This window comes from Streptomyces sp. ACA25 (assembly GCF_028200735.1).
Taxonomy (GTDB): domain Bacteria; phylum Actinomycetota; class Actinomycetes; order Streptomycetales; family Streptomycetaceae; genus Streptomyces.
Genome location: NZ_JAQKPV010000004.1, coordinates 1 through 24,208 on the forward strand (window position 1 = coordinate 1; position 24,208 = coordinate 24,208).

The 24,208-nt window shown below is 71.2% G+C and carries 20 protein-coding genes and 1 pseudogene; 15 read left to right on the forward strand and 6 right to left on the reverse strand.

The features are described from left to right. The 3 genes and pseudogenes from PJ985_RS23440 to PJ985_RS08025 form a co-directional block, all read left to right on the forward strand. Window positions 1-75, forward strand: a pseudogene (locus PJ985_RS23440) (IS200/IS605 family transposase); the annotation flags it as partial. Between the two features lie 200 nt (window positions 76-275). Then, a complete protein-coding gene (locus PJ985_RS08020) occupies window positions 276-1,139 on the forward strand; it encodes a spermidine synthase (RefSeq protein ID WP_271682901.1) in 864 nt (287 codons plus the stop codon). Between the two features lie 121 nt (window positions 1,140-1,260). Continuing rightward, a complete protein-coding gene (locus PJ985_RS08025) occupies window positions 1,261-1,578 on the forward strand; it encodes an antibiotic biosynthesis monooxygenase family protein (protein WP_271682902.1) in 318 nt (105 codons plus the stop codon). 1 nt (window position 1,579) lies between these two features. On the opposite strand, the gene PJ985_RS08030 is transcribed toward PJ985_RS08025, so the two are convergent. Next, window positions 1,580-2,152, reverse strand: coding sequence for a hypothetical protein (locus tag PJ985_RS08030; protein ID WP_271682903.1), 573 nt, complete (start codon window positions 2,150-2,152; stop codon window positions 1,580-1,582). Between the two features lie 32 nt (window positions 2,153-2,184). On the opposite strand from PJ985_RS08030, the gene PJ985_RS08035 reads away from it, so the two are divergent. Together PJ985_RS08035 and PJ985_RS08040 are read left to right on the forward strand one after the other, a co-directional pair. Continuing rightward, window positions 2,185-2,883, forward strand: a complete 699-nt coding sequence (locus tag PJ985_RS08035) for a response regulator transcription factor (protein WP_271682904.1) — start codon at window positions 2,185-2,187, stop codon at window positions 2,881-2,883. Beyond that, on the forward strand, window positions 2,880-4,262 hold the full coding sequence (locus PJ985_RS08040; protein WP_271682905.1) for a HAMP domain-containing sensor histidine kinase: 1,383 nt from the start codon (window positions 2,880-2,882) through the stop codon (window positions 4,260-4,262). The genes PJ985_RS08035 and PJ985_RS08040 overlap by 4 nt, the downstream gene beginning before the upstream one ends. Window positions 4,263-4,327: 65 nt before the next feature. Here PJ985_RS08040 and PJ985_RS08045 read toward each other — a convergent pair whose 3' ends face one another. The 4 genes from PJ985_RS08045 to PJ985_RS08060 all read right to left on the reverse strand — a co-directional run bounded on the left by PJ985_RS08045 (window position 4,328) and on the right by PJ985_RS08060 (window position 9,086). After that, window positions 4,328-5,746, reverse strand: a complete 1,419-nt coding sequence (locus PJ985_RS08045; RefSeq protein WP_271682906.1) for a GH1 family beta-glucosidase — start codon at window positions 5,744-5,746, stop codon at window positions 4,328-4,330. Between the two features lie 71 nt (window positions 5,747-5,817). Beyond that, complete coding sequence (locus tag PJ985_RS08050; RefSeq protein WP_271682907.1) at window positions 5,818-6,723, reverse strand: carbohydrate ABC transporter permease; 906 nt, start codon at window positions 6,721-6,723, stop codon at window positions 5,818-5,820. A 3-nt stretch (window positions 6,724-6,726) separates the two neighbouring features. Then, window positions 6,727-7,740 (reverse strand): carbohydrate ABC transporter permease, encoded by a 1,014-nt coding sequence (locus PJ985_RS08055; protein WP_271682908.1) that lies wholly within the window; start codon window positions 7,738-7,740, stop codon window positions 6,727-6,729. Between the two features lie 11 nt (window positions 7,741-7,751). Further along, entirely contained in the window at window positions 7,752-9,086 is a 1,335-nt protein-coding gene (locus PJ985_RS08060; protein WP_271682909.1) for an ABC transporter substrate-binding protein, read from the reverse strand. Window positions 9,087-9,324: 238 nt separating this feature from the next. Here PJ985_RS08060 and PJ985_RS08065 point away from each other — a divergent pair, with 238 nt between their 5' ends. From PJ985_RS08065 to PJ985_RS08075, 3 genes are all read left to right on the forward strand, one after another. Then, the gene (locus tag PJ985_RS08065) at window positions 9,325-10,362 is read left to right on the forward strand and encodes a LacI family DNA-binding transcriptional regulator (RefSeq protein WP_271682910.1); all 1,038 of its coding nucleotides are present in this window, start codon (window positions 9,325-9,327) and stop codon (window positions 10,360-10,362) included. Between the two features lie 272 nt (window positions 10,363-10,634). Further along, window positions 10,635-11,693: a WD40 repeat domain-containing protein gene (locus PJ985_RS08070; RefSeq protein ID WP_271682911.1), complete on the forward strand. Its 1,059-nt coding sequence runs from the start codon at window positions 10,635-10,637 to the stop codon at window positions 11,691-11,693. A 51-nt stretch (window positions 11,694-11,744) separates the two neighbouring features. Then, window positions 11,745-14,324, forward strand: coding sequence for a WD40 repeat domain-containing protein (locus PJ985_RS08075; protein ID WP_271682912.1), 2,580 nt, complete (start codon window positions 11,745-11,747; stop codon window positions 14,322-14,324). A gap of 150 nt (window positions 14,325-14,474) precedes the next feature. On the opposite strand, the gene PJ985_RS08080 is transcribed toward PJ985_RS08075, so the two are convergent. Continuing rightward, window positions 14,475-16,247 carry a glycoside hydrolase family 6 protein gene (locus tag PJ985_RS08080; protein ID WP_271682913.1) on the reverse strand — a complete coding sequence of 591 codons (1,773 nt, stop codon included), beginning with the start codon at window positions 16,245-16,247 and terminating at the stop codon, window positions 14,475-14,477. A gap of 272 nt (window positions 16,248-16,519) precedes the next feature. Between PJ985_RS08080 and PJ985_RS08085 the strand changes: the two genes are divergently transcribed. The 7 genes from PJ985_RS08085 to def all read left to right on the forward strand — a co-directional run bounded on the left by PJ985_RS08085 (window position 16,520) and on the right by def (window position 24,126). Beyond that, a complete protein-coding gene (locus PJ985_RS08085) occupies window positions 16,520-19,207 on the forward strand; it encodes a glycoside hydrolase family 48 protein (RefSeq protein WP_271682914.1) in 2,688 nt (895 codons plus the stop codon). Window positions 19,208-19,357: 150 nt separating this feature from the next. Further along, window positions 19,358-20,173, forward strand: a complete 816-nt coding sequence (locus PJ985_RS08090; RefSeq protein ID WP_271682915.1) for an SOS response-associated peptidase — start codon at window positions 19,358-19,360, stop codon at window positions 20,171-20,173. A gap of 37 nt (window positions 20,174-20,210) precedes the next feature. Then, window positions 20,211-20,876, forward strand: coding sequence for an alpha/beta hydrolase family protein (locus tag PJ985_RS08095; protein ID WP_271682916.1), 666 nt, complete (start codon window positions 20,211-20,213; stop codon window positions 20,874-20,876). Window positions 20,877-21,152: 276 nt separating this feature from the next. Beyond that, window positions 21,153-21,782 carry a sigma-70 family RNA polymerase sigma factor gene (locus PJ985_RS08100; RefSeq protein WP_443033449.1) on the forward strand — a complete coding sequence of 210 codons (630 nt, stop codon included), beginning with the start codon at window positions 21,153-21,155 and terminating at the stop codon, window positions 21,780-21,782. Further along, the gene (gene rsrA, locus PJ985_RS08105; RefSeq protein ID WP_271682917.1) at window positions 21,779-22,060 is read left to right on the forward strand and encodes a mycothiol system anti-sigma-R factor; all 282 of its coding nucleotides are present in this window, start codon (window positions 21,779-21,781) and stop codon (window positions 22,058-22,060) included. Before PJ985_RS08100 ends, rsrA begins: the two co-directional genes overlap by 4 nt. A gap of 317 nt (window positions 22,061-22,377) precedes the next feature. Continuing rightward, a complete protein-coding gene (locus tag PJ985_RS08110) occupies window positions 22,378-23,370 on the forward strand; it encodes a tetratricopeptide repeat protein (RefSeq protein ID WP_271683234.1) in 993 nt (330 codons plus the stop codon). 126 nt (window positions 23,371-23,496) lie between these two features. Continuing rightward, window positions 23,497-24,126 (forward strand): peptide deformylase, encoded by a 630-nt coding sequence (def, locus tag PJ985_RS08115; protein WP_271682918.1) that lies wholly within the window; start codon window positions 23,497-23,499, stop codon window positions 24,124-24,126. Window positions 24,127-24,208: the final 82 nt, after the last annotated feature.

Genomic DNA, 24,208 nt, shown 5'->3' on the forward strand with positions numbered 1-24,208 from the left:
TTCGCCGCATCCTGCGGCGGCGCACCGCTGGCGGTCATCAAGGAGTACATCGAGAACCAGAAACGTCCCGGCTGAGGTCAACAGTGCGGACCCGTGCCCCAGCACAGGTCACCCCCATCCTGAGAAGCGCTTCCTCCCGGGCGTGAACACCCGGGGTTCCGCGCTAGATCACGCTGAAGCTTCCGGGCGTTCGCCGCCACCGGCGGTCCTCCCCCGGGACCGGCCACTGGTTCACCCGAGTGGCCGAGGCCGCGCGGGGCCGCATACTGGAGCCCGTGAGCAGAAGAAGCGGGCGGCGCACCGGCGGCCGGGAACCGGTGAGCGAAACCGTCGGCGGCGGGCTCGCCCAGCTGCTTCCCGACCCCGACCGGCCGAACGGCTGGGAACTGCTGCTCGACGGCGCACCGCAGTCCCACGTCGACCTCGACGAACCCGCCCGGCTCGCCTTCGAGTACCAGCGCAGGCTCGGACACGTCGCCGACCTGGCAGCGCCGGCCGGCCGTCCGCTGTCCGCCCTGCACCTCGGTGGCGGAGGGCTCACGCTGGCCCGCTACCTCGCCGTCACCCGGCCGCGCTCCGTCCAGCAGGTCGCCGAGCCCGACACCCGGCTGACCGCGTTCGTCCGGCAGCGGCTCCCGCTGCCGGACGGCAGCCGCGTCCGGGTACGCGGCGCGGACGCCCGGGACGTGCTCGCCGGGCTGCCCGAGGGATGGGCGGACCTGGTTCTCGCGGACATATTCCACGGGGCCCGCACCCCCGCGCACTGCACCAGCGGAGAGTTCCTGGACGAGGTCCGCCGGGTGCTGCGCCCGGGCGGCTCCTACACCGCCAACCTCGCCGACGGCCCGCCGCTGCACCACCTGCGCGCCCAAGTGGCCACGGTACGCAGCAGGTTCCCCGAGGTGTGTCTGGTCGCCGACCCCGCGGTGCTCCGCGGCCGGCGCTTCGGCAACGCCATCCTGCTCGCCGCCGACGGGGAGCTGCCCACCGCTGAGCTCACCCGCCGGTGTGCGGGCGACCCGCACCCTGGACGGCTCCTCACCGGCCGCGAACTGGCAGGCTTCACCGGAGGCGCCTCGGTCGTCACCGACGCGACGGCCACCGACTCCCCTCAGCCGCCCCCCGGGGCCTTCCACTGAGCCGGTCCGCCCGGGCCCGGCTCCCGGTGGTTCATCCGGCCCCGTACCGCCCGCACTCCGCCGCCGCCGGCGTGCGGCGCGCGCGGTGCGGCGTAGCGTGGAGGGACGGGAGGTGAGGACGGTGATCGGACAGGTGTTGAGCGAGGTCAGCGCCGTGGTCGCGCCGGAGCGGGAGCCGGAGCTGGTGGCCGCCTACCGGGAGCTGGTGGCCCTGCCGCTGCCCGACGGGCTGATCCGGACCGAGCTGCTGCGCGGTGCGGAGGGCCGCTGGCGGGTGCAGTCGGTGTGGCGGAGCCGGGCAGCCCTGGAGGCCGTGCGGTCCTCGCCGAAGCTGCGGGCAGCACCCCATCTCTTCCGCGACGCCGGAGCCGAACCGGAGCTGGCCGTGTTCGACATCGCCGTCCGGCGGGTCGTCCCGGCCGAGGTGTGGGCCGGCTGACTCACTCCTCGTGGAAGTCGATCCTCGGCGGGTGGCCGTTCCAGGTGCAGAAGACCGAGAGTGCCCGGTCACCCGCGGAGAAGGTCACCCGGATCCAGGCGTCCTGCTCCCACACCTGCATCTCCCACCCTGCCTCCGGACTGGCCGACACCAGCTCCGCCGACTCCTCGGCGAGGGCGAACGCCACCCGGCCGCCGTCGGTGCGGACCGTCTCGACGCTGTCGCCCCGCTGCTCGGCCGGCGTGGTGGCCGGAACTGCGGGCGGGTCCTGGGCGACCGGGGAGGAGGGCTGCCCGGTGCCCGGTTCGGGACTCTCCCCGGAGGCCCGGCCGCCGTCCGGCTCCTCCTGCGCAGCGGGCGGTTCCGGCCGGGGGCGGTGTGTGGACGACGCGTCGGGGGCCGGGGTGTCCGTCTCCTGCGGGCCCGCCCACGAGGGGGCGTGGGACACCGGCAGCGCCCGGGGCGGGTCATGCACCGTGCCCTTGAGTACCGAGGTCACGCCGAACCACGACAGCGCCACGGCCGCGGCCGTCGCCGCCGCCCAGGTTCCGGCGTGCACCAGCTGTCGCAGCATCAGCATCACTCTAATGGCGTACCGTGCCGCGCATGGCGCATGTGCTCGTGGTGGAGGACGACCCGTTCGTCCGCTCGGCCCTGATCCGGCATCTCACCGATGCCGCCCACACCGTCCGCAGCGTGGGCACCGCTCTGGAAGCGCTGCGGGAAGTGGCGCAGCTGCGCTTCGACGCGGTGATCCTCGACCTCGGGCTGCCCGACCTCGACGGATCCGAGGCGCTGAAGATGATGCGCGGCATCACCGACGTCCCGGTGATCATCGCGACCGCCCGGGACGACGAGACGGAGATCGTCCGCCTGCTCAACGCCGGTGCTGACGACTACCTGGTCAAGCCGTTCTCCCCGGAGCATCTCTCCGCGCGGATGTCGGCGGTGCTGCGCCGGGCCGGATCCACCGGACCCGCCGTCCAGCGGGACCGTGTGCTGCGGGTCGGTGGCCTCGCGGTCGACCCGTTGCGACGACAGGCCCGGCTCGACGGCCACCCGCTCGACCTGACCCGCCGTGAGTTCGACCTGCTGGCTTACCTGGCAGAGCGCCCGGGCGTGGTGGTGGCCCGCAAGGAGCTGCTGACCGAGGTGTGGCAGCAGTCCTACGGCGACGACCAGACCATCGACGTGCACCTCTCCTGGCTGCGCCGCAAGCTCGGGGAGACCGCGGCCCGCCCGCGTTACCTGCACACGCTGCGCGGAGTGGGCGTCAAGCTGGAGGCTGTGGAGCCCTCCGCATGAGATGGGCCCTGGTCCGGATCTCCCTCGCGGTGACCTCCATGGTGGTGCTCGCCTTTGCCGTGCCGCTCGGGCTCGTCGTCAAGGAGATGGCCGGCGACCGGGCGCTGAGCAACGCGGAACGGCAGGCCGCCGCGCTCTCCCCCGCACTGGCCATCACCACCGATCTCGGGCAGTTGCAGCGGGCCGTGGCCAGTACCGAGGCCGGCGCGGACGGCCGGATCGCGGTGCACGTTCCGGCCGGGGGAGCGCGCGGCGCCCTCGACATCGGTGAACACCGGGCCGGTGCGGAGCAGATACGGGCGGCCGTCCGGATGGGCCGGGCGGCATTCCTGGATGTGCCTGGCGGTGTCGCGCTGCTCCAGCCCACGGCCATCGAGGGCGGCCGGATCGCGCTCGTCGAGGTGTACGTGCCGAACGCGGAGCTCACCACCGGCGTCACCACGGCCTGGCTGGTGCTCGCCGGGGTGGGCCTCACGCTGATCGTCGGCTCCGTCGCGGTCGCGGACCGGCTGGGCCGCCGCACCGTTCGTCCGGCCGAGCAACTGGCGTCGGCCGCCCACGCGCTGGGTGAGGGCCGGCTCGGGGTGCGGGTGCCCGAGCAAGGGCCGGCCGAGCTGCGGTCGGCCGCCGCCGCCTTCAACTCGATGGCCCGCCAGGTGGCCCGGCTGCTGGAGAACGAGCGGGAGCTGGCGGCGGACCTTTCGCACCGGCTGCGGACCCCGTTGACGGTGCTGCGCCTCAATGTGGCCTCGCTGGGGAGCGGCGACGCGGCGGAGCAGACCCGGCAGGCGGTCGCCCAGCTGGAGAACGAGGTGGACACCATCATCCGCACCGCCCGTGAGCAGCAGTCGGCGTTGTCCGGAGAGGGAACCGCCGCAGCACCCGTGGACACCGATGTCGCCGAGGTGGTGCGGGAGCGGATGGCCTTCTGGTCGGCCCTCGCCGAGGACCAGGGCCGTGAGGCCGGCACGGCCGGGGCGGAGCTGCCGGTACGGGTTCCGGTGGCGCGCGGCGAACTGGCGGCGGCGCTCGACGCCATGCTGGGCAATGTGTTCCGGCACACTCCGGAGGGCACCGCGTTCGCGGTCGATGTGCACCGCGGTGACGGCAGCGGCTCCGTCATCGTGCTGGTCTCGGACGCCGGGCCGGGAATCGCCGACCCGGAGACGGCCCTGCGCCGCGGCCTCGGGCACGGCGGGCCGGGCTCCACCGGGCTCGGTCTCGACATCGTGCGGCGGCTGGCGGAGGCCACCGGGGGCGACGTGGCGATCGGCCGTTCCGTGCTGGGCGGGGCGGAGATCCGGCTGTGGCTCCCGCTGGACGGGGTCAGGACGGCCCCGGCCCGGCGCCGCGGTGGGCGGCGCCGGGCCAGGGCCTGAAAGGGGTGGAGCGCCGCGAGCCCCCTCCGCTCGCGGCACCACGCGGGAAACCGCGGTCCGGAGGGTCAGACCTGCGCGGGCAGCTCCCCGTTCTTGATCACCCCGGAGTACCACTGGGCGCTGGACTTCGGGGTCCGCTGGAGCGAGTCGAAGTCCACGTGGACCATGCCGAACCGCTTGCTGTACCCGTAGGCCCACTCGAAGTTGTCCAGCAGCGACCACAGGAAGTAGCCGCGGACATCGGCGCCCTGCTCCATGGCCTGATGCACGGCGGCGAGGTGGCCGTGCACGTAGGAAATCCGGTCCGGGTCGTGCACCGCACCGTTGGCGTCCGGCTTGTCGTCGAACGCCGCACCGTTCTCGGTGATGTACAGAGGCAGCCCCGGTGCCTCCCGGTGGAAGCGCATGAGGAGCTCGGTGAGCCCGGTCGGGTCGATGGACCAGCCCATCTCGGTCAGCGGGCCTGGGTACTGGTGGAACTCGATGTCGTCGCAGGCCACCCACGGGGAGTGCGCGGACGCTCCGTGACCGTCGTTGCGGGTGGCGGCCTTGCCCGGGGCGGTCGCCGACACCAGGGTCGGGCAGTAGTAGTTGATGCCCAGCGAGTCCAGCGGCTGGTGGATGATCCGGGTGTCGCCGTCCTTGACGAACGACCAGTCGGAGACCCGCGCGGTGTCCTGCAACAGGTCCTCGGGGTAGGCCCCCTGCAGCAGCGGACCGGTGTAGATGCGGTTCTGCAGGGCGTCGATCCGGCGCGCGGCGTTGACGTCGGCCGCCGAGTCGCTCCGCGGACGGACAGCCGCCGGGTTGAGGGTGATGGAAACCTGGCCCCCGGCCGGCAGGACGCTCCGCAGCGCCTGGGTGGCCAGGCCGTGCCCGAGATTGAGGTGGTGCGCGGAGCGCAGCACCGACTCGGGCTCGGTACGGCCCGGGGCGTGCACCCCGGAGCCGTAGCCCAGCGAGGAGGAGCACCAGGGCTCGTTGAGCGTGGTCCACATCTGCACCCGGTCGCCCAGGGCCTCACCGACCAGGTGCGCGTAGTCGGCGAAGCGCAGCGCGGTCTCCCGCTCCGGCCAGCCGCCCGCGTCCTCCAGCTCCTGCGGCAGGTCCCAGTGGTACAGGGTGAGCACCGGCGTGATGCCGCGCTCCAGCAGACCGTCCGCGAGGTCCCGGTAGAAGTCGAGACCGCTCTGCACGGCGGGACCGCGCCCGGTGGGCTGCACCCGGGACCAGGACACGGAGAAGCGGTAGGCGTTCAGGCCGAGCCCGGCCATCAGGTCGAGGTCTTCCGTCACCCGGTGGTAGTGGTCGCAGGCCACGTCACCGGTGTCACCGGCGAGCACCTTGCCGGGGGTGTGGCTGAAGGTGTCCCAGATCGACGGGGTGCGGCCGCCCTCCCGGACGCCTCCCTCGATCTGGTAGGAGGCGGTGGCCGATCCCCATACGAAGTCCGGTGGAAAGGTGCGAGTATGACTCTCCGTCATGGAAGCGCTCCCATTTCTGGTCGTAGGAAGAGGAAGTGAGCCTCAGCTGGTGAGGCGGTGCCGAGCAGGACTCAGCCCTTCACCGCGCCCGTCATGATGCCTCCGACGATCTGCCTGCCGAAGAGCACGAAGGCGATGAGCAGGGGCAGCGTGCCCAGAAGAGCGCCGGCCATGATCACTCCCTGATCGGGCACATAACCGCGTCCCAGACCGGTGAGCGCGACCTGGACGGTCGGGTTCTGCTGGGTGAGCGCGATGATCGGCCAGAAGAACTCGTTCCAGGCGAGCACGAAGGTGAGCATGCCCAGCACGGCCATCGCGGGCCGCGCGATGGGGAAGACCACGTGCCACACGACCCGCAGGCTGTGCGCGCCGTCCACCCGGGCCGCCTCGATGAGCTCCGTCGGGAGCGCCTGCACGAGGTACTGGCGCATGAAGAACACCCCGAAGGCGCTCACCATCATCGGCAGAATGACGGCCTGCAGCCGGTCGGTCCACTGCAGTTCGGCGATGGCCATGAACAGCGGCACCACACTCAGTTGCGGCGGCACCATCATGGTGCCGATCACAAGGAGCAGCAGCATGTTCTTGGCCTTGAACTGGAGCTTGGCGAAGGCGTAACCGGCCAGCGTGGCGAAGAGCACCGTACTGACGGTGATCGTGCCCGCCACGAAGAGCGTGTTGAACAGCGCGGTGCCCATGTTGGCGGTGTTCCACGCCTGGTCCAGGTTGGTCCACAGATCCCCGCCGAACCAGAACGGGGGAGGGGTCTGTGCCAGCCGGGTGTTGCTGTGCGAGGCGGCGAACAGGGTCCACACCAGCGGAAACAGCGAGCCCACCGTGAAGATGATCAGAATCAGGTAGGTCAGCCAGCTGCCGTGCAGGTGTTTGCCGGCTTTGCCGCGCGGGCGGCGGTGCCGGCGGGTCTCGGGCGGCGGGGTGCCGGCCTGCCGGGTGTCAAGATCGGAGACGCTCATGCCTCACGCCCCCTTTCCTTGACTCTTGCCGATCCACTTGGCGAACGCCCAGTAGATGAGCCCGATGATGATGAGCAGGATGAACATCGTCCAGGCGATGGCGGAGGCCCGGCCGAGGTTGAAGTTCGACCAGCCCATCTCGTAGAGGTACAGGCCCAGCGTCTGGTACTGGTTCTGCGATCCGCCGGAGGGCGTCCCGCCGAAGAGCAGTGGCTCACCGAAGAGCTGTGTCGCACCGATCGTGGAGATCACCACGGTGAACAGGATCGTGGGACGCAGCGAGGGGATCGTCACGTGCAGGAACTGCTGCCAGCGCGACGCTCCGTCGATCGACGCCGACTCGTAGAGCTCGTTCGGCACCGCCTGCATGGCTGCCAGATAAATCAGTGTGTTGTATCCCGTCCACCGCCAGATGACGATGGTCGACACAGCTATCTGTGAACTCCAGGTGCCCGCCTCCCAGCTGATGTTGTCGACGCCGACCAGGCCGAGGGCCCAGTTGATCATTCCGTAGTCGCGCCCGTAGAGCATGGCGAAGACCAGCGTGGCGGCGGCCACCGAGGTGGCGTACGGGGTCAGCATCGCGACCCGGAACAGCATGCTGTTCCGGAGCTTGTAGTTCAGCAGGTGTGCGAGGCCCAGGGCCATCAGCAGCTGGGGCACCGTCGCGATGACCCCGATGGTGAAGGTGTTGCGCAGGGCGTTCCAGAAGAACTCGTCACCCAGCAGGCGGGTGAAGTTGTAGAAGCCCACCCATTCCATCTCGGTGGGGCGCTGCAGTGACACCCGGTGCAGGGAGGCCCACCCGGTGAAGATCAGCGGGAAGAGGCCGAAGGCTGCGAAGAAGACGAAGAAGGGGGTGATGAAGGCGTACGGACTCCATTTGGCGTCCCGCAGGTAACGGCGGGAGCGGCGCCGCAGCTTGCGCTCTTCCTTGGATTCCGGTGGTGGGCGGTGGTCCGGCGGGGCCGCGCCCCTCGAAGTGAGGGGCGCGGCGGCACGGTGATCAGTTGTCATCGCCTGTCCGGTCAGTCTGCCAGGGCGTTCTCGATCGAGCGGACCGTGTTGTCCCAGGCGTCGTCAGCCGACTCGCCCTGCTGCTCGATCTGGACGAGGCCGTCGGTCAGGGCCTCCCGGATGGTCTGGTCCCGGGCGCCGATGGTGCTCATCGGGATGCCCTGGGCCGCATCGGAGAAGATCTGGCCGATGGGCGCGGCGTTGAAGTACTCGTGCGTGGTGTCCGCGACCTCGGGCGACTCCTGCGCGGTGGCGGAGCTGGGGAAGTTGCCCTGCGTGGCGAAGAGCGCGGTCTGCTGCTCCGGAGCGGTCAGCCAGGCGGCGAGCTTGACGGCCTCTTCCTGGTGCTGCGAGGCCTCGGGCACCGCGAGGAAGGAGCCTCCCCAGTTCGAGGGGAGCGGGGCGGAGGTGACGTCCCAGTTGCCCTCGCCGTCGGCGCCGGACTTGTCCTGGATGTAGCCGAGCATCCAGGCGGGGCAGGAGACGGTGGCGAAGTCACCGTTGGCGAAGGAGCGGTTCCACTCCTCCGAGAACTGGTCCTGCTGGGCGCTCATCTCGGCCTCGGCGACCTGCACGCTGAGGTCCCACGCGGTCTGGACGGCCTCGCTGTCCTGGTAGATGACCTCGCCCTCGGCGTTGTACATCTTCTCGGAGTAGCCGTTGAGGACCGCGTTGAACATGCCGCCGGAGGAGTCCACGAAGGCGACGTCACCCGGAGTGCCGGCCATGAAGTCCTGGCCGACCTCGATGTACTCTTCCCAGCCGCCCTCCCACAGCGCGCCGACCTCGTCGCGGTCGGTGGGCAGCCCCGCCTCCTCGAAGCGGTCGGTGCGGTAGCAGATCGCCATCGGGCCGATGTCGGTGCCGAAGCCGATGGTGCGGCCGTCGGCGCTGGTGGCCTGGCCGACCTTCCAGTCCACGAAGTGGCTCAGGTCCGCGTCGGTCTCGTTGAGGTCCACCCAGAACTCACCGAGGTCGTTCGCCATCTCGTAGATGTTGTCGACTTCGAGCGCCTGGATGTCGTTGAGCCCGCTGCCGGTGGGCAGCCGGGTGATCAGCGCCTGGTAGTAGTCCCGGTTCTCCTGAATGGAGTTCTGCTCGATGGTGACGTGCGGGTTCTCGTCCATGTACTGGTCGTACAGCTCGGTGAAGTCCATCTGCCCGAAGACGCCGACCTTGAGGGTCACGTCGGACGGGCCGTCGCCGCCGTTGCTGTTGTTGCTGCCGCCGTCGTCGCTTCCGCAAGCGGCGAGCAGCCCGGCGCTGAGCGCGACCGCCGCACCCGTGGCGATCGCTCGGGTGGTACGGCCGCGCATTCTGCGCGGCCCGTTGGGTGTATGACGCATGTGGTCGTCCTCCTGGCGCACTGACGTTGCCTTCCCGGCCGTTCTGCGGCGCGTGGGGGTGTGAAACATCGCCCGGGCTCGGAACGTATCGGTTGTGTAGGGTTTAGGGCGGATGGGAGCGCTCCCAAACGTGATGGTCTGAAGATTCCCCGAGCGTTCGACGAGTGTCAAGCCGTAGGGCTGCACCTACGCACATCCGTGATGTAGTTGGATCCTGGGGCGACAACGGGAGGAACCCATGACAGTGCTGAGGCGCGGCGCCGGCCGCGACGGGAGACCTACACTCGAGCAGGTCGCGCACCGCGCCGGGGTGGGTCGCGGCACCGTGTCCCGGGTGATCAACGGCTCCCCCCGGGTCAGCGACCGGACCCGGGCCGCTGTCGAACAGGCAATCGCCGACCTCGGTTACGTACCGCACCGCGCCGCACGCGCCCTGGCAGCGAACCGGGCCGACGCCATCGCGCTCGTGGTCCCCGAGCCGGAGGCCCGGCTCTTCGCCGAGCCCTACTTCTCCGCCATCATCCGCGGGGTCAGCGCCGAGCTGGCCGATACCGACATCCAGCTGCTGCTCACCCTGAGCCGTACCCCGAAGGAGCGGCAGCGCTTCGCACAGTACGCGGCCAGCCACCGCGTGGACGGGGTGCTCCTGGTCTCCGTGCACGGCGAGGACCCGCTGCCGGACCAGCTCTCCGAACACGGCATTCCGGCAGTGATGAACGGCCGGCGGTCGGCCGACGAATCCTTTCCGCACGTGGACTGCGACAACCTCGGAGGCGCGCAGGTCGCCGTGGAGCACCTGCTGGGCCGGGGGCGCACCCTGGTGGCGACGATCACCGGCCCCCGTGACATGTACGCTGCGCGCTGCCGGCTCGACGGTTACCAGGAGGCGCTGCGGGCGGCCGGCCGGGACGGTGACGGAGACCTCGTCGTGCACGGTGACTTCACCGAGGAGAGCGGCTACGCCGCGATGCGTGAGCTGCTGCGGCGCAGGCCGGCGCTGGACGCGGTGTTCTGCGCCTCGGACCTGATGGCCGCAGGCGCCCGGCGCGCACTGCGCGAAGCCGGCCGTTCGGTTCCGGACGATGTGGCGCTCGTCGGATTCGACGACTCCGCCATCGCCCGCCACATGGAACCGGCGCTGACCAGCGTCCGGCAGCCGATGGAAGGCATGGGCCGGGCCATGACGCGGGCCCTGCTGGCTCAGCTCAACGGTGGGACGGCCGACCGGGTACAGCAGGTTCTGCCGACCGAGCTCATCCGGCGCGCCTCCTCCTGACCACGACCCCGCGGCCCTGTCCGGGCAGCGTGCGGACCTGAGGACGCTGCTCCGCCGGCGGCCCGCCCGCAGCACCGCCGGTGTTCCGCTCCGGTCGCCCGGACCGGCCCTGCGGGCGGGCATCCGCGCCGGGGCGCACCCACCGGTGCCCGGACGGGACGGCAGCCGGTGTCCGTTCCGGCAGCCGCGCGGCCGTGCGGGAAACGGCCGGTTACCGCCCCCGGTTGCCGCATCCTCCCCACAGCGCCGTTCCGTGCGTCTAGGGTCCTGGCATGGCTGTGCTACAACTCTGCGAACCTGGTGCTCTGGACATCCGCCGTCCGCTCCCGGGCCGGGCCGCCGTCCCGCAGCGGGTGCTGAGCGTCGCGGCCTCGCAGGAGCTCGGCCGCATCGCCGTCGCCACCTCAGCCCCGTGGTTCCCCGGTATGGGAGAGCTGCTGGTGCTCGAGCCGCGCACCGGCCGGCCTCCGCTGCGGCTGCCGCTTTCCCGGGGCACTTACGGCGCGGTGGTCCGGGACCTGGTGTTCAGCCAGGACGGGGCAACGCTCACCGCATCACTCGGCGGGGCCGACGAACAGCACGTGGCAAGTCTGGCGCACTGGTCCCTGGACGGGCCGGTCGAGCTGTGGCGCCGCTCCGCGAGCCGCTCGGGGTGCACGACCGACGGGGACGCGGGCCACGTCCGGCTCGCCGTCAGCCGGGACGGCGGCACGGTCGCGGGCTGCGACCAGAACAGCCACAACGTGATCGCGATCGCGGCGGCCAGCGGCCGGCAGCTGTTCAGCGGTGAGGAGGGGGCGCACGCGGCGGCCCCCATCGGAGGCACCGGCGCGATCACGGTGGACGCCGAGGGCGCCCGGCTGGCGTTCCGGCTCTCCCGCGACCGTGAGCCCGCTCCCGACGGCGGGGTGGCTGTCCTGGACCTCGCCGACGGCTCCCACACCACGTACCCCACCGGCATGGGCTGGTGCTGCGGGCTGGCCTTCTGCCCCGACGGAGGGGAGCTCGCGGTGATCGGCATGTCCGCGGGCACAGTCGTGGCCACGGTGCTCGATCTGGCCGAGGGCCCGGGCCGGCGCGGGCCGTGGACCGAGCTGGGCGAGTTGCCGTGGGAGGCCCGGCAGCAGTGCGTCCGCCCGGTGTGGAGCGCGAACGGGCCGCGGGTCGCTGTCCGCTCCGGTGACACCGTCACCGTCTGGGACCTCGCCGAGGCCCGGCCGCTGCACTCCGTGGCGGGCATGGGGCGGGACACCTCGTGGAACCTCACCCCCGACGGCAGGGCGCTGATCACCGCGAACCCCGAGGGACTGCAGGCGCACTTCCTGGGCTGACGCGCCACCGACCCGATGCTGGATCGATCCCGGATGGACGAGAACTGCTGCATGACTGACGTTCAGCGCCTTGCCGCTCTGCTGGACTCCCGGCCCAGCAGCGCTGCCTGGCAGGAAATCTGTCCGCTCCTCGAAGCCTGCGACCCCGGCCTGCTGGACACTCTTGCCCCGAAGGTGCTGAGCTGGCCCGCCGCACAGCGCGAGATGCCCGACAGCTGGTGGGCCCAGTGGGTCGCCGGCGACATCCGGCCCCATCACGCGCTCGCCGGGACACGCGGCCTCGGACGGCTGGACAGCGTGGAGACGGGCACCGTCGGACACCCGGTGGAGGACGACTGGGCGGAGGAGGTCTGCGAGGAGGACACCTGCGAGGAGGGCACCTGCGTGGATGACGGCTTCCCGAGCGACCCCTCAGGTGCCGGTGCCGCGGCGGGCTCCGGCCATGAGAACGGCGGCCCGGCTGCCCGTGAGGCAGCGGCGTCGTTCTACCACGGTGTCGTCTCGGTCGGAGCCCCCTCCGGCCTGCGCTGGCTCGCCCTGGGTGGCGGCGCTCCCTCCCCGCACCGCGGAGGTGACCTCGTCCGCTGGGAAACCACCCGGGACGCCCCGCTGGTCTGGTACGCACAGGGCAGCGAATGCCACGACGAGGCCCACGACCTGCAGATCAGCCCTGACGGCAGCGTGGTTGTCACCGCGATCGAAGGGAGTTGGCACGCCTGGTCCGCGGAGACCGGCGCTGAGCTCTGGCGGCTGAGCCCGCAGCAGACCGGAAGCGCAGACGCTGCCGGTGACGGCAGCCTGAGCCTGGACGACCTCGTTCATTTCGCCTTCTCCGCGGACAGCGGCCGCCTCGCCGTCGGCACCGGCAGTTCGGACGTCGTCGCGGTCGTCCAGACCCGCACCGGGGCGGTGCTGCTGCGCGTCCCTGCCGGGCAGGACGGGTTCGGCCCGGTGGCGCTGGACGCCGCCGGACAGCTCCTCGCCCATGCGGGTCCCACCGGACAGGTGGTGGTGCGCGACGTCGCCAGCGGTGCCCTGCTGGCCTCCGCCGACACCGGACTCACCTCGGTGGGCGCCCTTGCGATGGCCCCCGACGGCAGTGCCCTGTTCGTCGTCGGCGGCGCGGTCGGCGGTGTCCCCGAGGCGGCCGGGCTGGCCACCGCGGCCCGCCCCGCCGCCCGCCTGCTCACCTTCGACCCGGCGGCGGACCGTCCGGAGCTCACGGCGGGGGAGCTCATCCTGCCGGGAGAGGCACCGGACGGCGTCGACGCGGACTCGCAGCTCGCCGCAATGTCCACCCGCGCGGTGTGGACCGACGCGGGTCCGTACGCCTTTGTCGGCGCGGACTTCGGCTCCGTGCTGTTCAACGGCTGCGGCCAGGCCCTGTGGGCCGACCCGGCCGCGGCCGTCGCCGGGTTCACTCCGGACGGCCGGGCGCTCGTCGTGGCGCAGGAGGAGATCACCGTCTGGTTCCTCGCAGGACTGGCACCGCAAGGCGCTCGTGTCCCGCCGGCACCGCCGCCCGCACCCGGTGACGTGCTTCTCAGCGGCCTGCCCGCAGACCTGACGCCCGGTGGGCCGCCCCCGGGCACCGCCGAGCTGCCCTGCTCCTACTGGCCGACCCTGCTCGTCGCGGTGACCGACGGGGCCCGCGGTCTGGCCTTCTCGGCGAAGCTCGACCGGATCTCCACCGAGCGCCGCCAGGTGCTGTGCCGCTGGCCCGGAGCCGGAGCCGGACCCGGAGCCGGTCCGGGGAGCGGCGAGCCGTTGGTGACCCTGCTGCCGTCCGGTCCCGAGGAGGTCACCACCGAGCTCTCCGCTCTGGCTTTCGCCCCGCAGGGCGATGTGCTCGCCCGGGCGCTGGTGAGAGACGGCGCCCATCTGCTGCTCAACGACGTGGAGGACGGCACGGGCCGCTGGCACTACGTCCTCCCGCCCGCAGTGCCGCACGGCCCGGAGGGATTGCTGCTGAGCTTCAGCGCGGACGGGAGCCGGCTGGTCCTCGGTTCCCGTGCGACCGGCCGGGTGGCCGTGCTCGACACGGTGAGCGGCAAGCCCGTGCGCGAGTTCACCGTGCCGCTCAGGTCCGCCGGGCCCGGGCGGGACGGACACTCCCTCGACCGGGTGGCGCTCGACCCCGGCGGGGACCGGGTGGCGTACGGCACCCGGGACGGAGCCGGACAGGTGCGCGTGCGTGACGTGGTGAGCGGCAAGGTGTTGCTGGACGCCCGCCCCGCGCAGCTGCGGCAGATGACCGGCCTGGCCTTCGCCCCCGACGGTGGGCTCCTTGGCGTGGCGGGTTCCACCCACCATCAGGACGCGGCGCTGTGGACGATTCCGCTGACCGGGGCCGGGCCGGTGGTGACCGAGCCGCGGATCGCGGTGCACGACCTGCCGATGAACGACCAGCCGGAGGGCACGCTGGTGTGGGCGGAGGCGGGACCACTGGCCTACTTTCCCGGCAGCCACGGCGCCGGGGTGATCTGGGACGCGGTCGCCGGGCGGATCCTGGCGGACATCCCCTTCGGGGCGCTGTCCGGCGGGGTGGCGCTCTCCCCGGACGGCCGGACCCTGGTGACCCTCACCCAGTTCGGTGCCCGCCGCTGGGATCTGGCCCGGGCCGCCCGCTGAGGACGGCCGCCCGGCCGTCCCGCGCACCGCGGCTCCGGCCCCGCCGGCCGGCTGTCACCCGCGTCAGCACGGCCGGAGCCCCGGCCGCACAGGGCGGCCGGGGCTCCGGGTCGTACAGGTGACGCTGTCCTCAGATCACCGACCGGGAGGTCAGTTCACCGCGGGGTAGGCGTTCGCCAGCAGCTCCTGGAACTGCGAGGAGAACCAGTGGCCCGCGACCGGAGCGTCGGGCAGTGCGCCGGACATGCTCTCACCGTTGCGGGCGTTGCCCTCGTAGGTGGGGTCACACATCCGGTCGAAGCCCTTGCCCTCGTCGTTGTCGATCTCCTGGCTGGAGCCGTCGGACTCCCCCGGGGGCTTGATCCACACGTAGGCGTCGATACCCGTGGCAGGCGCCGCGGTGGGACGCTCACCGAGACCGGCACCGGCCTGGTTGCACCAGTTGCCCTTGTGGATGCGCTGTTCGATCCGGCTGGAATCGACGTACTCGTCCACGTTGGTCTGCGCACCCGGGCCGGAGGGACGGTTCGGGCCGCCCCAGCCGTTGCGGGAGGTGTCGATCAGCATGCCGAGACTGCTGTCGAAGCCGATGCTGACCAGTTCCTGGCGCAGCGCCTGGGCGAACGACTGCTCGTCCGCGTAGTTGTTCCAGTCGACCCAGGCCGACTCGCGGACCGTGACGCCGCCGATGGTGTCCGTGATGCTGAAGTACGGCTCCACGGTGGGGCTGTAGTTGGCGGTGTTGGTGATGAAGCCGTGGACGTCGTTGACCGTGGCGCCCTCGGCGTTGGCCGCCTCGTGGAAGATCTGCGCGGCCGGGCTGAAGTTGCTGTCCCAGCCGATCCAGCCGTGGTGCGCGGCGTCGATGTAGTTGTAGACGTTGGGAATGGCACCCAGGGTGGCCAGCGCGTGGCCGACACCCTTCACGTAGTTGCCGTTCGCCAGCATCGTGTCGCACATCTCGGTGGCACCGGGGTCGTCACCGACGTTGGTGACCAGGTTCGGCAGCGAGTCGATCTCGATCACGGTGACGATGCGCAGGTCCGCGTACTTGTCCTGGTCCAGGATGTCCGCGATCGGCGCGATGTACTCGTCCTTGTAGCGGTCGAGCTCGTCCGGGCCCAGCTCACCGTTGGAGGCGAGCGCGGCGCAGTCACGCCCGGGCAGGTTGTAGATGACGAGCTGGAAGACGAAGTTCTCGCTTCCCTGGGCCTGGTTGACCGCCTCGTCGAGGTGGTCCTCGAGACCCATGGTGCGGTTTCCGGCCTGGCCCGAACCCTCGATGGCCGCGATGCGGTCCATCCAGACGCCGGTGGGCAGGTGCGCGACAGCGTCGCCGCCCGGCTCCGCGGCGGCGTTCGCGGACCACTCCGGGTTCACGTAGACATCGGCACCGACGTAGGGGTTGTCGACCCGGTCGTGGGGACCTCCGGGGTCACCGGGGTCACCGGGGTCGCCGGGGTCGCCGGGGTCGCCGGGCTCACCGGTGCAGGACACACCGTTGACGGCGAACGAGGTCGGGGCCGCGTTGGTGCCCGAGTAGGTGAAGTTGGCGCCCGCGCTGACCGAGCCGCCGCCGGGGATGGTGGAGTTCCAGCCGATGTCGCGGACCGTGACGTTCTGGCCGGATTGCGACCACTGGGCGTTCCAGCCTTGAGAAAGCTGCTGGTTACCGCTGTAGGAGTAGGTGAGTTCCCAGCCATCGAGGGCGCTGGAACTCTCATTGGTGATCGAGATGTTTGCGGTGAAGCCGGAGCCCCAGTCGTTCGTGCTGTAGTCGACGGAACAGCCGACTTCAGCGGCGGACGCGGTGCTCTGCATCAGCCCGCCGGTACCGGCTGCGGCGGCCACCATGGCCCCGGTCGCCAATATCGCGGTGCGACGCCTCAAACGCCGGCGGGGTGGGGGGTTGGTGCGGCTCATTGCAGTCCTCTCAAAATGCCACGGTGCGCCGAACGAAAAGCGCCTGACGGGTGGAACCGCTCCCACTGGTTGAAGGGAAGGTAACGCCAAGAGTCGCCTCCCGCCAAGGGGTCGTTCGAGAATTGACGGCTGACCAGGCCTCGGAGCTGAGGTTGTGTCAAGACTATTGACGCACCCCGGGGTTGCCCTGATCCTTGGGAGCGCTCCCACTGGTTTCCGTGAACACGTCAGATGTAACACCCCCGCACCTCGGCTGCAAGGAGGACTCGCGCATGCGCATCCGCAGCGGAATGACCACCGGTGACCCCCCCTCCCCCAGGCGAAGGCGGCGCGGTGTCCGCCGTGCGCTGATCGCGGCGGCTGCCGCGCTCGCACTGCCGCTGACCCTGACGTCCGCACTGAGTGGTTCGGCGCAGGCGAACGAGGCCGACTGCAGCGTCGACTACAGCGTGAACGACTGGGGCTCCGGCTTCACGGCCGACCTCACGCTCCACAACGAGGGCTCCAGCCCGATCGACGGCTGGACCGTCTCCTATGAGTACGCCGGCAACCAGCAGCTCTCCCAGGGCTGGAACGCCGACTGGTCGCAGTCCGGCCGGACGGTCAGCCTGAGCAACCTCGCCTGGAACGCGGTCATCCCCGCGGGCGCTTCCGTCAGCGCCGGCGCGAACTTCACCTACAGCGGCAGCAACGCCGCCCCGGGCACGTTCAGCGTGAACGGCACGGTCTGCGGTGAGGACAGCCAGCCGGTCACCCCGACCGTGGTGGCCAGCCCGACGTCGCTGGGCGTGGCACCGGGCAGTACCGGCACCTTCCGCGTCAGCCTCTCCTCCCAGCCCGAGAGCACCGTCTCGGTGGGAGTGTCGCGCACCTCCGGCAACTCCGCGCTGACCGTCTCCGACGGCTCCTCGCTCAGCTTCACCCCGGCCAACTGGGACACCCCGCAGCAGGTGACGGTCTCCGCCGCCGCCGAGGGCAGCGGGTCCGCGGTGTTCACCGCGGCCGCTCCCGGTCACGAGGCCGCGACCGTGACGGTCACCCAGCTCGCCGGTGCGGACAGCGAGTACGAGGAGCGCTTCCTGGAGCTGTATCACCAGGTCATGGACCCGGCCAATGGGTACTTCTCGCCCGAGGGCATCCCGTACCACGCGGTGGAGACGCTGAACGTCGAGGCGCCCGACCACGGGCACGAGACGACCTCCGAGGCGTACAGCTACCTGATCTGGATGGAGGCGATGTACGGCAAGGTCACCCAGGACTGGGGGCCGTTCAACGACTCCTGGGAGCTCATGGAGCAGTACATGATCCCCGGGTCCGCCGACCAGCCGACGAACAGCTTCTACGACCCGTCCAGCCCGGCCACCTACGCCGCCGAGTACCCGACGGACTCCTCGTATCCCTCGGCGCTGAACAGTGACGTCCCGGTCGGCCAGGACCCGCTGGCCGCCGAGCTGTCCTCCACCTACGGCACCGACGAGATCTACGGCATGCACTGGCTGCAGGACGTGGACAACGTCTACGGCTTCGGCAACTCGCCCGGCGCTCCGTGTGCCGGCGGCCCGGAGACCGAGGGCCCGTCGTTCATCAACACCTTCCAGCGCGGCTCGCAGGAGTCCGTCTGGCGGACCGTGCCGCACCCCTCGTGCGAGGACTTCACCTGGGGCGGCGAGAACGGCTTCCTCGACCTCTACGTCGAGGACGAGGGGTACGCCGAGCAGTGGCGCTACACCGCTGCCCCGGACGCCGACGCCCGCGCGGTGCAGGCGGCCTTCTGGGCCAACCGCTGGGCCACCGAGCAGGGCAACCACGGCGAGATCGCCGGCACCCTGGCCAAGGCCGCGCAGATGGGCGACTACCTGCGCTACGCCATGTTCGACAAGTACTTCAAGCAGATCGGTGACTGCACCAGCCCGACCGGCTGTGCGGCCGGCACCGGGCGCGACAGCGCTCACTACCTGCTCTCCTGGTACTACGCCTGGGGCGGAGCGATGGACCCCGAGGCCGGCTGGGCCTGGCGCATCGGGGGCAGCCACTCGCACTTCGGCTACCAGAACCCGATGACCGCGCACGCGCTCCTCACCGACCCGGACCTGGCCCCGGCCTCGCCGACGGCCGCGGCCGACTGGGAGAACAGCCTCCAGCGCCAGCTGGAGCTGTACCAGTGGCTGCAGTCCGCGGACGGCGGCATCGCGGGTGGCGTCACCAACAGCTACGAGGGTGCGTACGGCAACCCGCCGGCCGGTACCGCGACGTTCTACGGCATGACCTACGACGAGGCCCCGGTCTACCGGGACCCGCCGTCGAACGAGTGGTTCGGCATGCAGGCCTGGTCCATGCAGCGGCTGGCCGAGTACTACTACGAGACCGGGGACTCCACGGTCGGTGACGTCCTCGACAAGTGGGCCGCCTGGGCCATGAGCGAGGTCACCATCGGGACCGACGGGGACTACCAGATTCCCGCCACGCTCTCCTGGTCCGGCCAGCCGGACAACTGGAACCCGTCCAACCCCGGTTCCAACTCGGGCCTGCGCGTCACGGTGACCGACCACAGCCAGGACGCCGGTGTGGCCGGCTCGCTCGCCAACACCCTCGCCTTCTACGCCGCGGCCAGCGGCAACGAAGAGGCGAAGGACATGGCGGCCGGTCTCCTGGACGCCATGTGGCACCACCGGGACGACATCGGCATCGCGGTGCCGGAGACCCGCGGGGACTACAGCCGCTTCAACGAGGAGATCTACATTCCCGCAGGCTGGAGCGGCACGATGCCCAACGGCGACGTGATCGAGCCGGGTGCGACCTTCGACTCGATCCGGTCCTTCTACCACGACGACCCGGACTGGGACAAGGTGCAGGCGCACCTCGACGGCGGCCCCGCGCCGACCTTCGAGTACCACCGCTTCTGGGCCCAGGCGGACATCGCCATGGCGCTCGGTACCTACGCGGACCTGTTCGGCGAGTGACCCCGCCGGTGCACCACGACCGGTGAGGAACCGGCACGACTGCGTGCCGGGGGCCCGGAAGCGCATGCTTCCGGGCCCCCTTGCGGGCCGGCCCCGGTGTCGTCCGCTGCCGTTCGGCCCGTTGTCGGTACCGGACCTTAGGCTGGACCCATGTGCGGACGTTATGCGGCGAGCCGGCGGCCGGAGGACCTCGCCGGGCTGTTCGGGATCGAGCGCTGGGACCGTGACGAGGCCCTGCCCCCCGACTGGAATGTGGCGCCCACCAAAGAGGTGTACGCCGTGCTCGACCGGCCGGTGAAGGGATCCGGTGACCCGCGCCCGGTCCGCCAGCTCCGCACCCTGCGCTGGGGACTGGTGCCGTCCTGGGCCAAGTCCCCCGACGTGGGCGTCAAGATGATCAACGCGCGCGCCGAGACGGTGCACGAGAAGGCGTCCTACCGGCGGCCCTTCGCCGCCCGCCGCTGTCTCCTGCCTGCCGACGGCTATTTCGAATGGGTCACCGGGAGGAGCGAGCGGCAGGAGGAGGAGAAGGGCAGGCGGAAGCGGCCCCGCAAGCAGCCGTACTTCGTCACTCCCCCCGACGGTTCGGTGATGGCGATGGCCGGGCTGTACGAGTTCTGGCGGGACCGCACTCTCCCGGACGAGCACCCGCGTGCCTGGTGGGCCACCTGCACGGTGATCACCACGGAAGCGGAGAGCTCACCGCTGCCCGGTGGGGGAGGGCCCCGGCCGCGCTCCCTCGCCGACATTCATCCCCGGATGCCGCTGGTGCTGACGGCGGACCACTGGGACGCGTGGCTCGACCCGGCCCGCACCGATCCTGAGGAGCTCCGCGGGCTGCTCGCCCCGCCCCCGCCGGGCAGCGTGCGGGCCTACCCCGTCAGTACTGACGTCAGCAATGTGCGCAACAACAGCCCTGAGTTGCTCAAGGAGATCGACGCCCCCGCCGAGGGCACGCTGTTCTGACCGGCCGGACAAGCGGCGCGCTGCCGCGGGAGAGCTGATGCACCACGAACCAGCGGGCGCCTCGCCCGCACCACAGGTCCAGCGTGTGGTCACCCCGGCGGGCGACGCCCGGATCACCTGGCACCGAGCTGCCCGGGCGCGTGCCGTGCTCGCGCTGGGACACGGCGCGGGCGGCGGGATCGAGGCCCCGGACCTGCAGGCCCTGGCCATGACGCTGCCCGGGCACGACGTGTCGGTCGCCCTCGTCGAGCAGCCCTGGCGGGTCGCCGGCCGCAAGGTCGCCCCCGCACCGAAGGCCCTGGACTCCGCCTGGTCCGCGCTCTGGCCGGAGCTGGCGTCCCCGGGGCTGCCGGTGGTCGCGGGGGGCCGCAGCGCCGGGGCGCGGGTTGCCTGCCGGACGGCCGCCGCCCTGGGCGCCCGGGCGGTGCTGGCGCTGGCCTTCCCGCTGCACCCGCCCGGCCGGCCGGAGAAGTCCCGGGCCGGAGAACTGTCCGAGGCGGGGGTGCCCACGTTCGTGGTGCAGGGCGCCCGGGACCCCTTCGGCCGGCCGGGTGAGTTCCCGGCCGGCACACATCTGGTCGAGGTGCCGTTCGCCGATCACGGATTCGCGGTGCCGAAGCGGGCGGACCTCACCCGGACGGCAGCACTCGGGCTGGTCACCGAGGCGGTCGCGCGCTGGCTGGACAAGCTTCCCGGGGAATGACCCGGGGCTCCGCGGTGTTACCCGGAGTATCACGGTGACGACCGCCGCTCTCCCTTGCCGGAGAGCTTTCCGCGCGAGAGGGAAGAGGACTCCATGGGATCGACCGCCTGCCCCGCCCGCCCCACGGATCAGGCCGCGCGGACGGCCGCCGATGTGGACTGGGCGACGCTGCGGCTCGCTGCCGGGCGTTCCTCCCGGGCGGCGGATGCCACCGGTCGTCGTCTATCCTCCGAAACGGGTGGGTCCTTCCCCGGGCTCACCATGCTGATGGAGGAGGTGGGTACGGTCACCACGACCGACGACGGCAGCGCCGAGGAGACCGCGGACGAGCGGAACGCGCGGTTCGAACGGGATGCGCTGGAGCACCTCGACCAGATGTACTCCGCCGCGCTGCGCATGACCCGCAACCCGGCGGACGCCGAGGACCTGGTGCAGGAGACGTATGCGAAGGCGTACGCCTCGTTCCACCAGTTCCGGCGCGGCACCAATCTCAAAGCGTGGATGTACCGCATTCTCACGAACACCTTTATCAACTCCTACCGCAAGAAGCAGCGGGAGCCGCAGCGCAGCGCGGCCGAGGAAGTCGAGGACTGGCAGCTCGCGCGTGCCGAGTCGCACATGTCCACGGGTCTGAAGTCCGCGGAGTCCCAGGCACTGGACCACCTGCCCGACTCGGATGTGAAAGAAGCGTTGCAGGAGATTCCCGAGGAGTTCCGGATCGCGGTGTATCTGGCGGACGTCGAGGGTTTTGCTTACAAGGAGATCGCCGAGATCATGGGGACTCCCATCGGCACGGTGATGTCCCGTCTGCACCGCGGGCGCCGTCAGTTGCGCGACATGCTGGGCGATTACGCACGGGAGCGCGGCCTGGTTCCGGCAGGCGCAGAGAGAGGCTCAGGATCATGAGTTGTGGAGAGCCGCACGAGACGGACTGCTCCGAGGTCCTGGACCACCTGTACGAATATCTGGACCGTGAGATGCCCGAGGGCGACCGGGAGAAGGTCCAGCAGCACATGGACGAGTGTTTTCCCTGCCTGGAGAAGTACGGTCTGGAGCAGTCGGTGAAGATGCTGGTGAAGCGCTGCTGCGGCCACGACGACGTCCCCGCCGGCCTGCGGGCCAAGGTAATGGACCGGATCGACCTCATCCGGGCCGGCGAGACGCTTCCGGAGACCCCCGACTGATACGGAACCGGCTGCACGGCCGTCCTCGGGTTTCACTCGAACAGCGGGCCCGGCCCGCGCTCCGGTGGCGGGCCGTACCGGCCGCCGGAACCCTCCTTCCGCCTCCCGCAACTCTCGCGCGGGCCACGGCAGATCGCCCCGTTGGCACCTGTTGTCCCCGCCGCGCGGCCCGGTGACTGCCGTGATGCTCTCGCGCCGGGCGTCCTGCTGGCCCATGCTGGGAGCAGGGACCTGCCCGCGCATGGTTGGATGCCGTCCAGGGCGGACAGGAGAACTCCTGAAGTGCACAATCCGAGGCGGGAATCAGGCAGGTCATGGTGAGGATCTTCAGCAGGGTCCGGCAGCGGCCGTCCACGGACTGGCGGCTGGCGACGAACCGCGCGTTCACCCTCATCGATGACGGCCGGTACGCGGACGCGGACGCCTTGCTGACGCGGGCGGCCGATCTGGAGCCGTGGCGGTCCGAGTCCTGGTTCAACCTGGCGCTGCTGCACAAGTTCCGGCACGACTGGGAGCAGGCGCGGGCAGCGGGGCTGCGGGCCGTCGCTCTGGTGGAGAAGGACACCGGTGCCCCTGACTGGTGGAACGTCGGGATCGCGGCGACCGCCCTGCAGGACTGGCCGCTGGCCAGGCGGGCGTGGCGGGCCTACGGTCTGCCGGTGTCCGGTGACGCCTCGGCGGTGGGCGAGCCGCTGGGCATGCAACTCGGCGGTGCCGCTGTACGGCTCTCCCCGGAGGGTGAGGCGGAGGTCGTCTGGGGGCGCCGGCTGGACCCGGCCCGGATCGAGGTGCAGAACATCCCGCTTCCCTCGTCGGGCCGGCGCTGGGGCGAGGTCGTCCTGCACGACGGAGTGCCGCACGGTGAGCGCACCACCACGGCCGGAGGCCGCACCTCGGTCTATCCGGTCTTCGACGAGATCGAATTGTGGGCGCCGTCCTCCGTGCCCACCTGGGTGGTGCTGCTGGAGGCGGCCACCGAGGACGACCGGGACGCCCTGGAGTTGCTGGCGGCCGACGCCGGCTACGCGGCGGAGGACTGGTCCTCGTCGGTCCGGCTGCTGTGCCGGGCCTGCTCCGAGAGCCGGATGCCCACCGGGGAGGGCGAAGGCGCCGCGCAACCGGACCCGCACGATCACAGTGTGCCGGGGCACCCGGGGCCGCTGGGGCACACGGTTCCCGACGGCCTGTGGTCCCCCGAGCGGGAGTGCGGTCTGGCCGCCCCGGCCTCGTTGGTGCGGGGGCTGCTCGACAGTTGGGTGGCGGACAGCCCGGACACCCGGGAGTGGCGGGACCTGGAAGAGGTGTGCTGACCCCGCCGTCCGCGACCGGGCCGTAAGCTGTACGGGTTACTCGAGCCCTTGAACCGGGGCCTCCGGGGGTGCGGGCGTGAGTGAGCGGCCGCCCGGAGACGGCAGCAGGAAGGCACACGGCGGACCATGGCGCAGCAGGACACCGACCAGCGGATCGACGGCGGGTTTCTCGTCGACACGGAGAACTGCGAGGAGCGCGAGCGGGCGCACCGGGAGCGCGGCACTGTGCGGCCGATCACCGTCGTGGGCAATCCGGTGCTGCACCGGGAGTGCCGGGACGTGACGGAGTTCGACGACCGGCTGGCGGCGCTGATCGATGACATGTTCGCCAGCCAGCGGGCCGCGGAGGGCGTGGGCCTCGCGGCCAACCAGATCGGGGTGGACCTCAAGGTCTTCGTCTACGACTGTCCGGACGACGAAGGTGTCCGGCACGTCGGCGCGGTCTGCAATCCGGTGCTGGCGGAGCTGCCCGCCGGGGACCGGGTGCTGGACGACAGCAACGAGGGCTGTCTGTCGGTTCCCACCGCCTATGCCGAGCTTCCGCGTCCCGACTACGCGGTGGTGCGCGGCCAGGACGCGCGGGGCAACCCGATCGTGGTGCAGGGCACCGGCTACTTCGCGCGCTGCCTGCAGCACGAGACGGACCACCTCTACGGCCGGCTGTACATCGACCGGCTTTCGAAGCGGGAGCGCAAGGAGGCCCTGCGGATGATGGAAGAGGGCACGCCGCGCTATGAAACGGTGCCCAACGGCTGAGCGGCCGGTCCCGGGCTGACCAGGTGCAGGATCCGGAACTTTGATTCCGCCAGTGGCGGGTCCTCTGGCAGACTCCGGAGAT

Excerpts from the sequence above, each read along its gene's own strand:
- PJ985_RS08030 (WP_271682903.1), bottom strand. The coding sequence starts at position 2,152 with ATGCTGCGACAGCTGGTGCACGCCGGAACCTGGGCGGCGGCGACGGCC.
- PJ985_RS08035 (WP_271682904.1), top strand. The coding sequence starts at position 2,185 with ATGGCGCATGTGCTCGTGGTGGAGGACGACCCGTTCGTCCGCTCGGCC.
- PJ985_RS08040 (WP_271682905.1), top strand. The coding sequence starts at position 2,880 with ATGAGATGGGCCCTGGTCCGGATCTCCCTCGCGGTGACCTCCATGGTG.
- PJ985_RS08045 (WP_271682906.1), bottom strand. The coding sequence starts at position 5,746 with ATGACGGAGAGTCATACTCGCACCTTTCCACCGGACTTCGTATGGGGA.
- PJ985_RS08050 (WP_271682907.1), bottom strand. The coding sequence starts at position 6,723 with ATGAGCGTCTCCGATCTTGACACCCGGCAGGCCGGCACCCCGCCGCCC.
- PJ985_RS08055 (WP_271682908.1), bottom strand. The coding sequence starts at position 7,740 with ATGACAACTGATCACCGTGCCGCCGCGCCCCTCACTTCGAGGGGCGCG.
- PJ985_RS08060 (WP_271682909.1), bottom strand. The coding sequence starts at position 9,086 with ATGCGTCATACACCCAACGGGCCGCGCAGAATGCGCGGCCGTACCACC.
- PJ985_RS08065 (WP_271682910.1), top strand. The coding sequence starts at position 9,325 with ATGACAGTGCTGAGGCGCGGCGCCGGCCGCGACGGGAGACCTACACTC.
- PJ985_RS08070 (WP_271682911.1), top strand. The coding sequence starts at position 10,635 with ATGGCTGTGCTACAACTCTGCGAACCTGGTGCTCTGGACATCCGCCGT.
- PJ985_RS08075 (WP_271682912.1), top strand. The coding sequence starts at position 11,745 with ATGACTGACGTTCAGCGCCTTGCCGCTCTGCTGGACTCCCGGCCCAGC.
- PJ985_RS08080 (WP_271682913.1), bottom strand. The coding sequence starts at position 16,247 with ATGAGCCGCACCAACCCCCCACCCCGCCGGCGTTTGAGGCGTCGCACC.
- PJ985_RS08085 (WP_271682914.1), top strand. The coding sequence starts at position 16,520 with ATGCGCATCCGCAGCGGAATGACCACCGGTGACCCCCCCTCCCCCAGG.
- PJ985_RS08090 (WP_271682915.1), top strand. The coding sequence starts at position 19,358 with ATGTGCGGACGTTATGCGGCGAGCCGGCGGCCGGAGGACCTCGCCGGG.
- PJ985_RS08095 (WP_271682916.1), top strand. The coding sequence starts at position 20,211 with ATGCACCACGAACCAGCGGGCGCCTCGCCCGCACCACAGGTCCAGCGT.
- rsrA (WP_271682917.1), top strand. The coding sequence starts at position 21,779 with ATGAGTTGTGGAGAGCCGCACGAGACGGACTGCTCCGAGGTCCTGGAC.
- def (WP_271682918.1), top strand. The coding sequence starts at position 23,497 with ATGGCGCAGCAGGACACCGACCAGCGGATCGACGGCGGGTTTCTCGTC.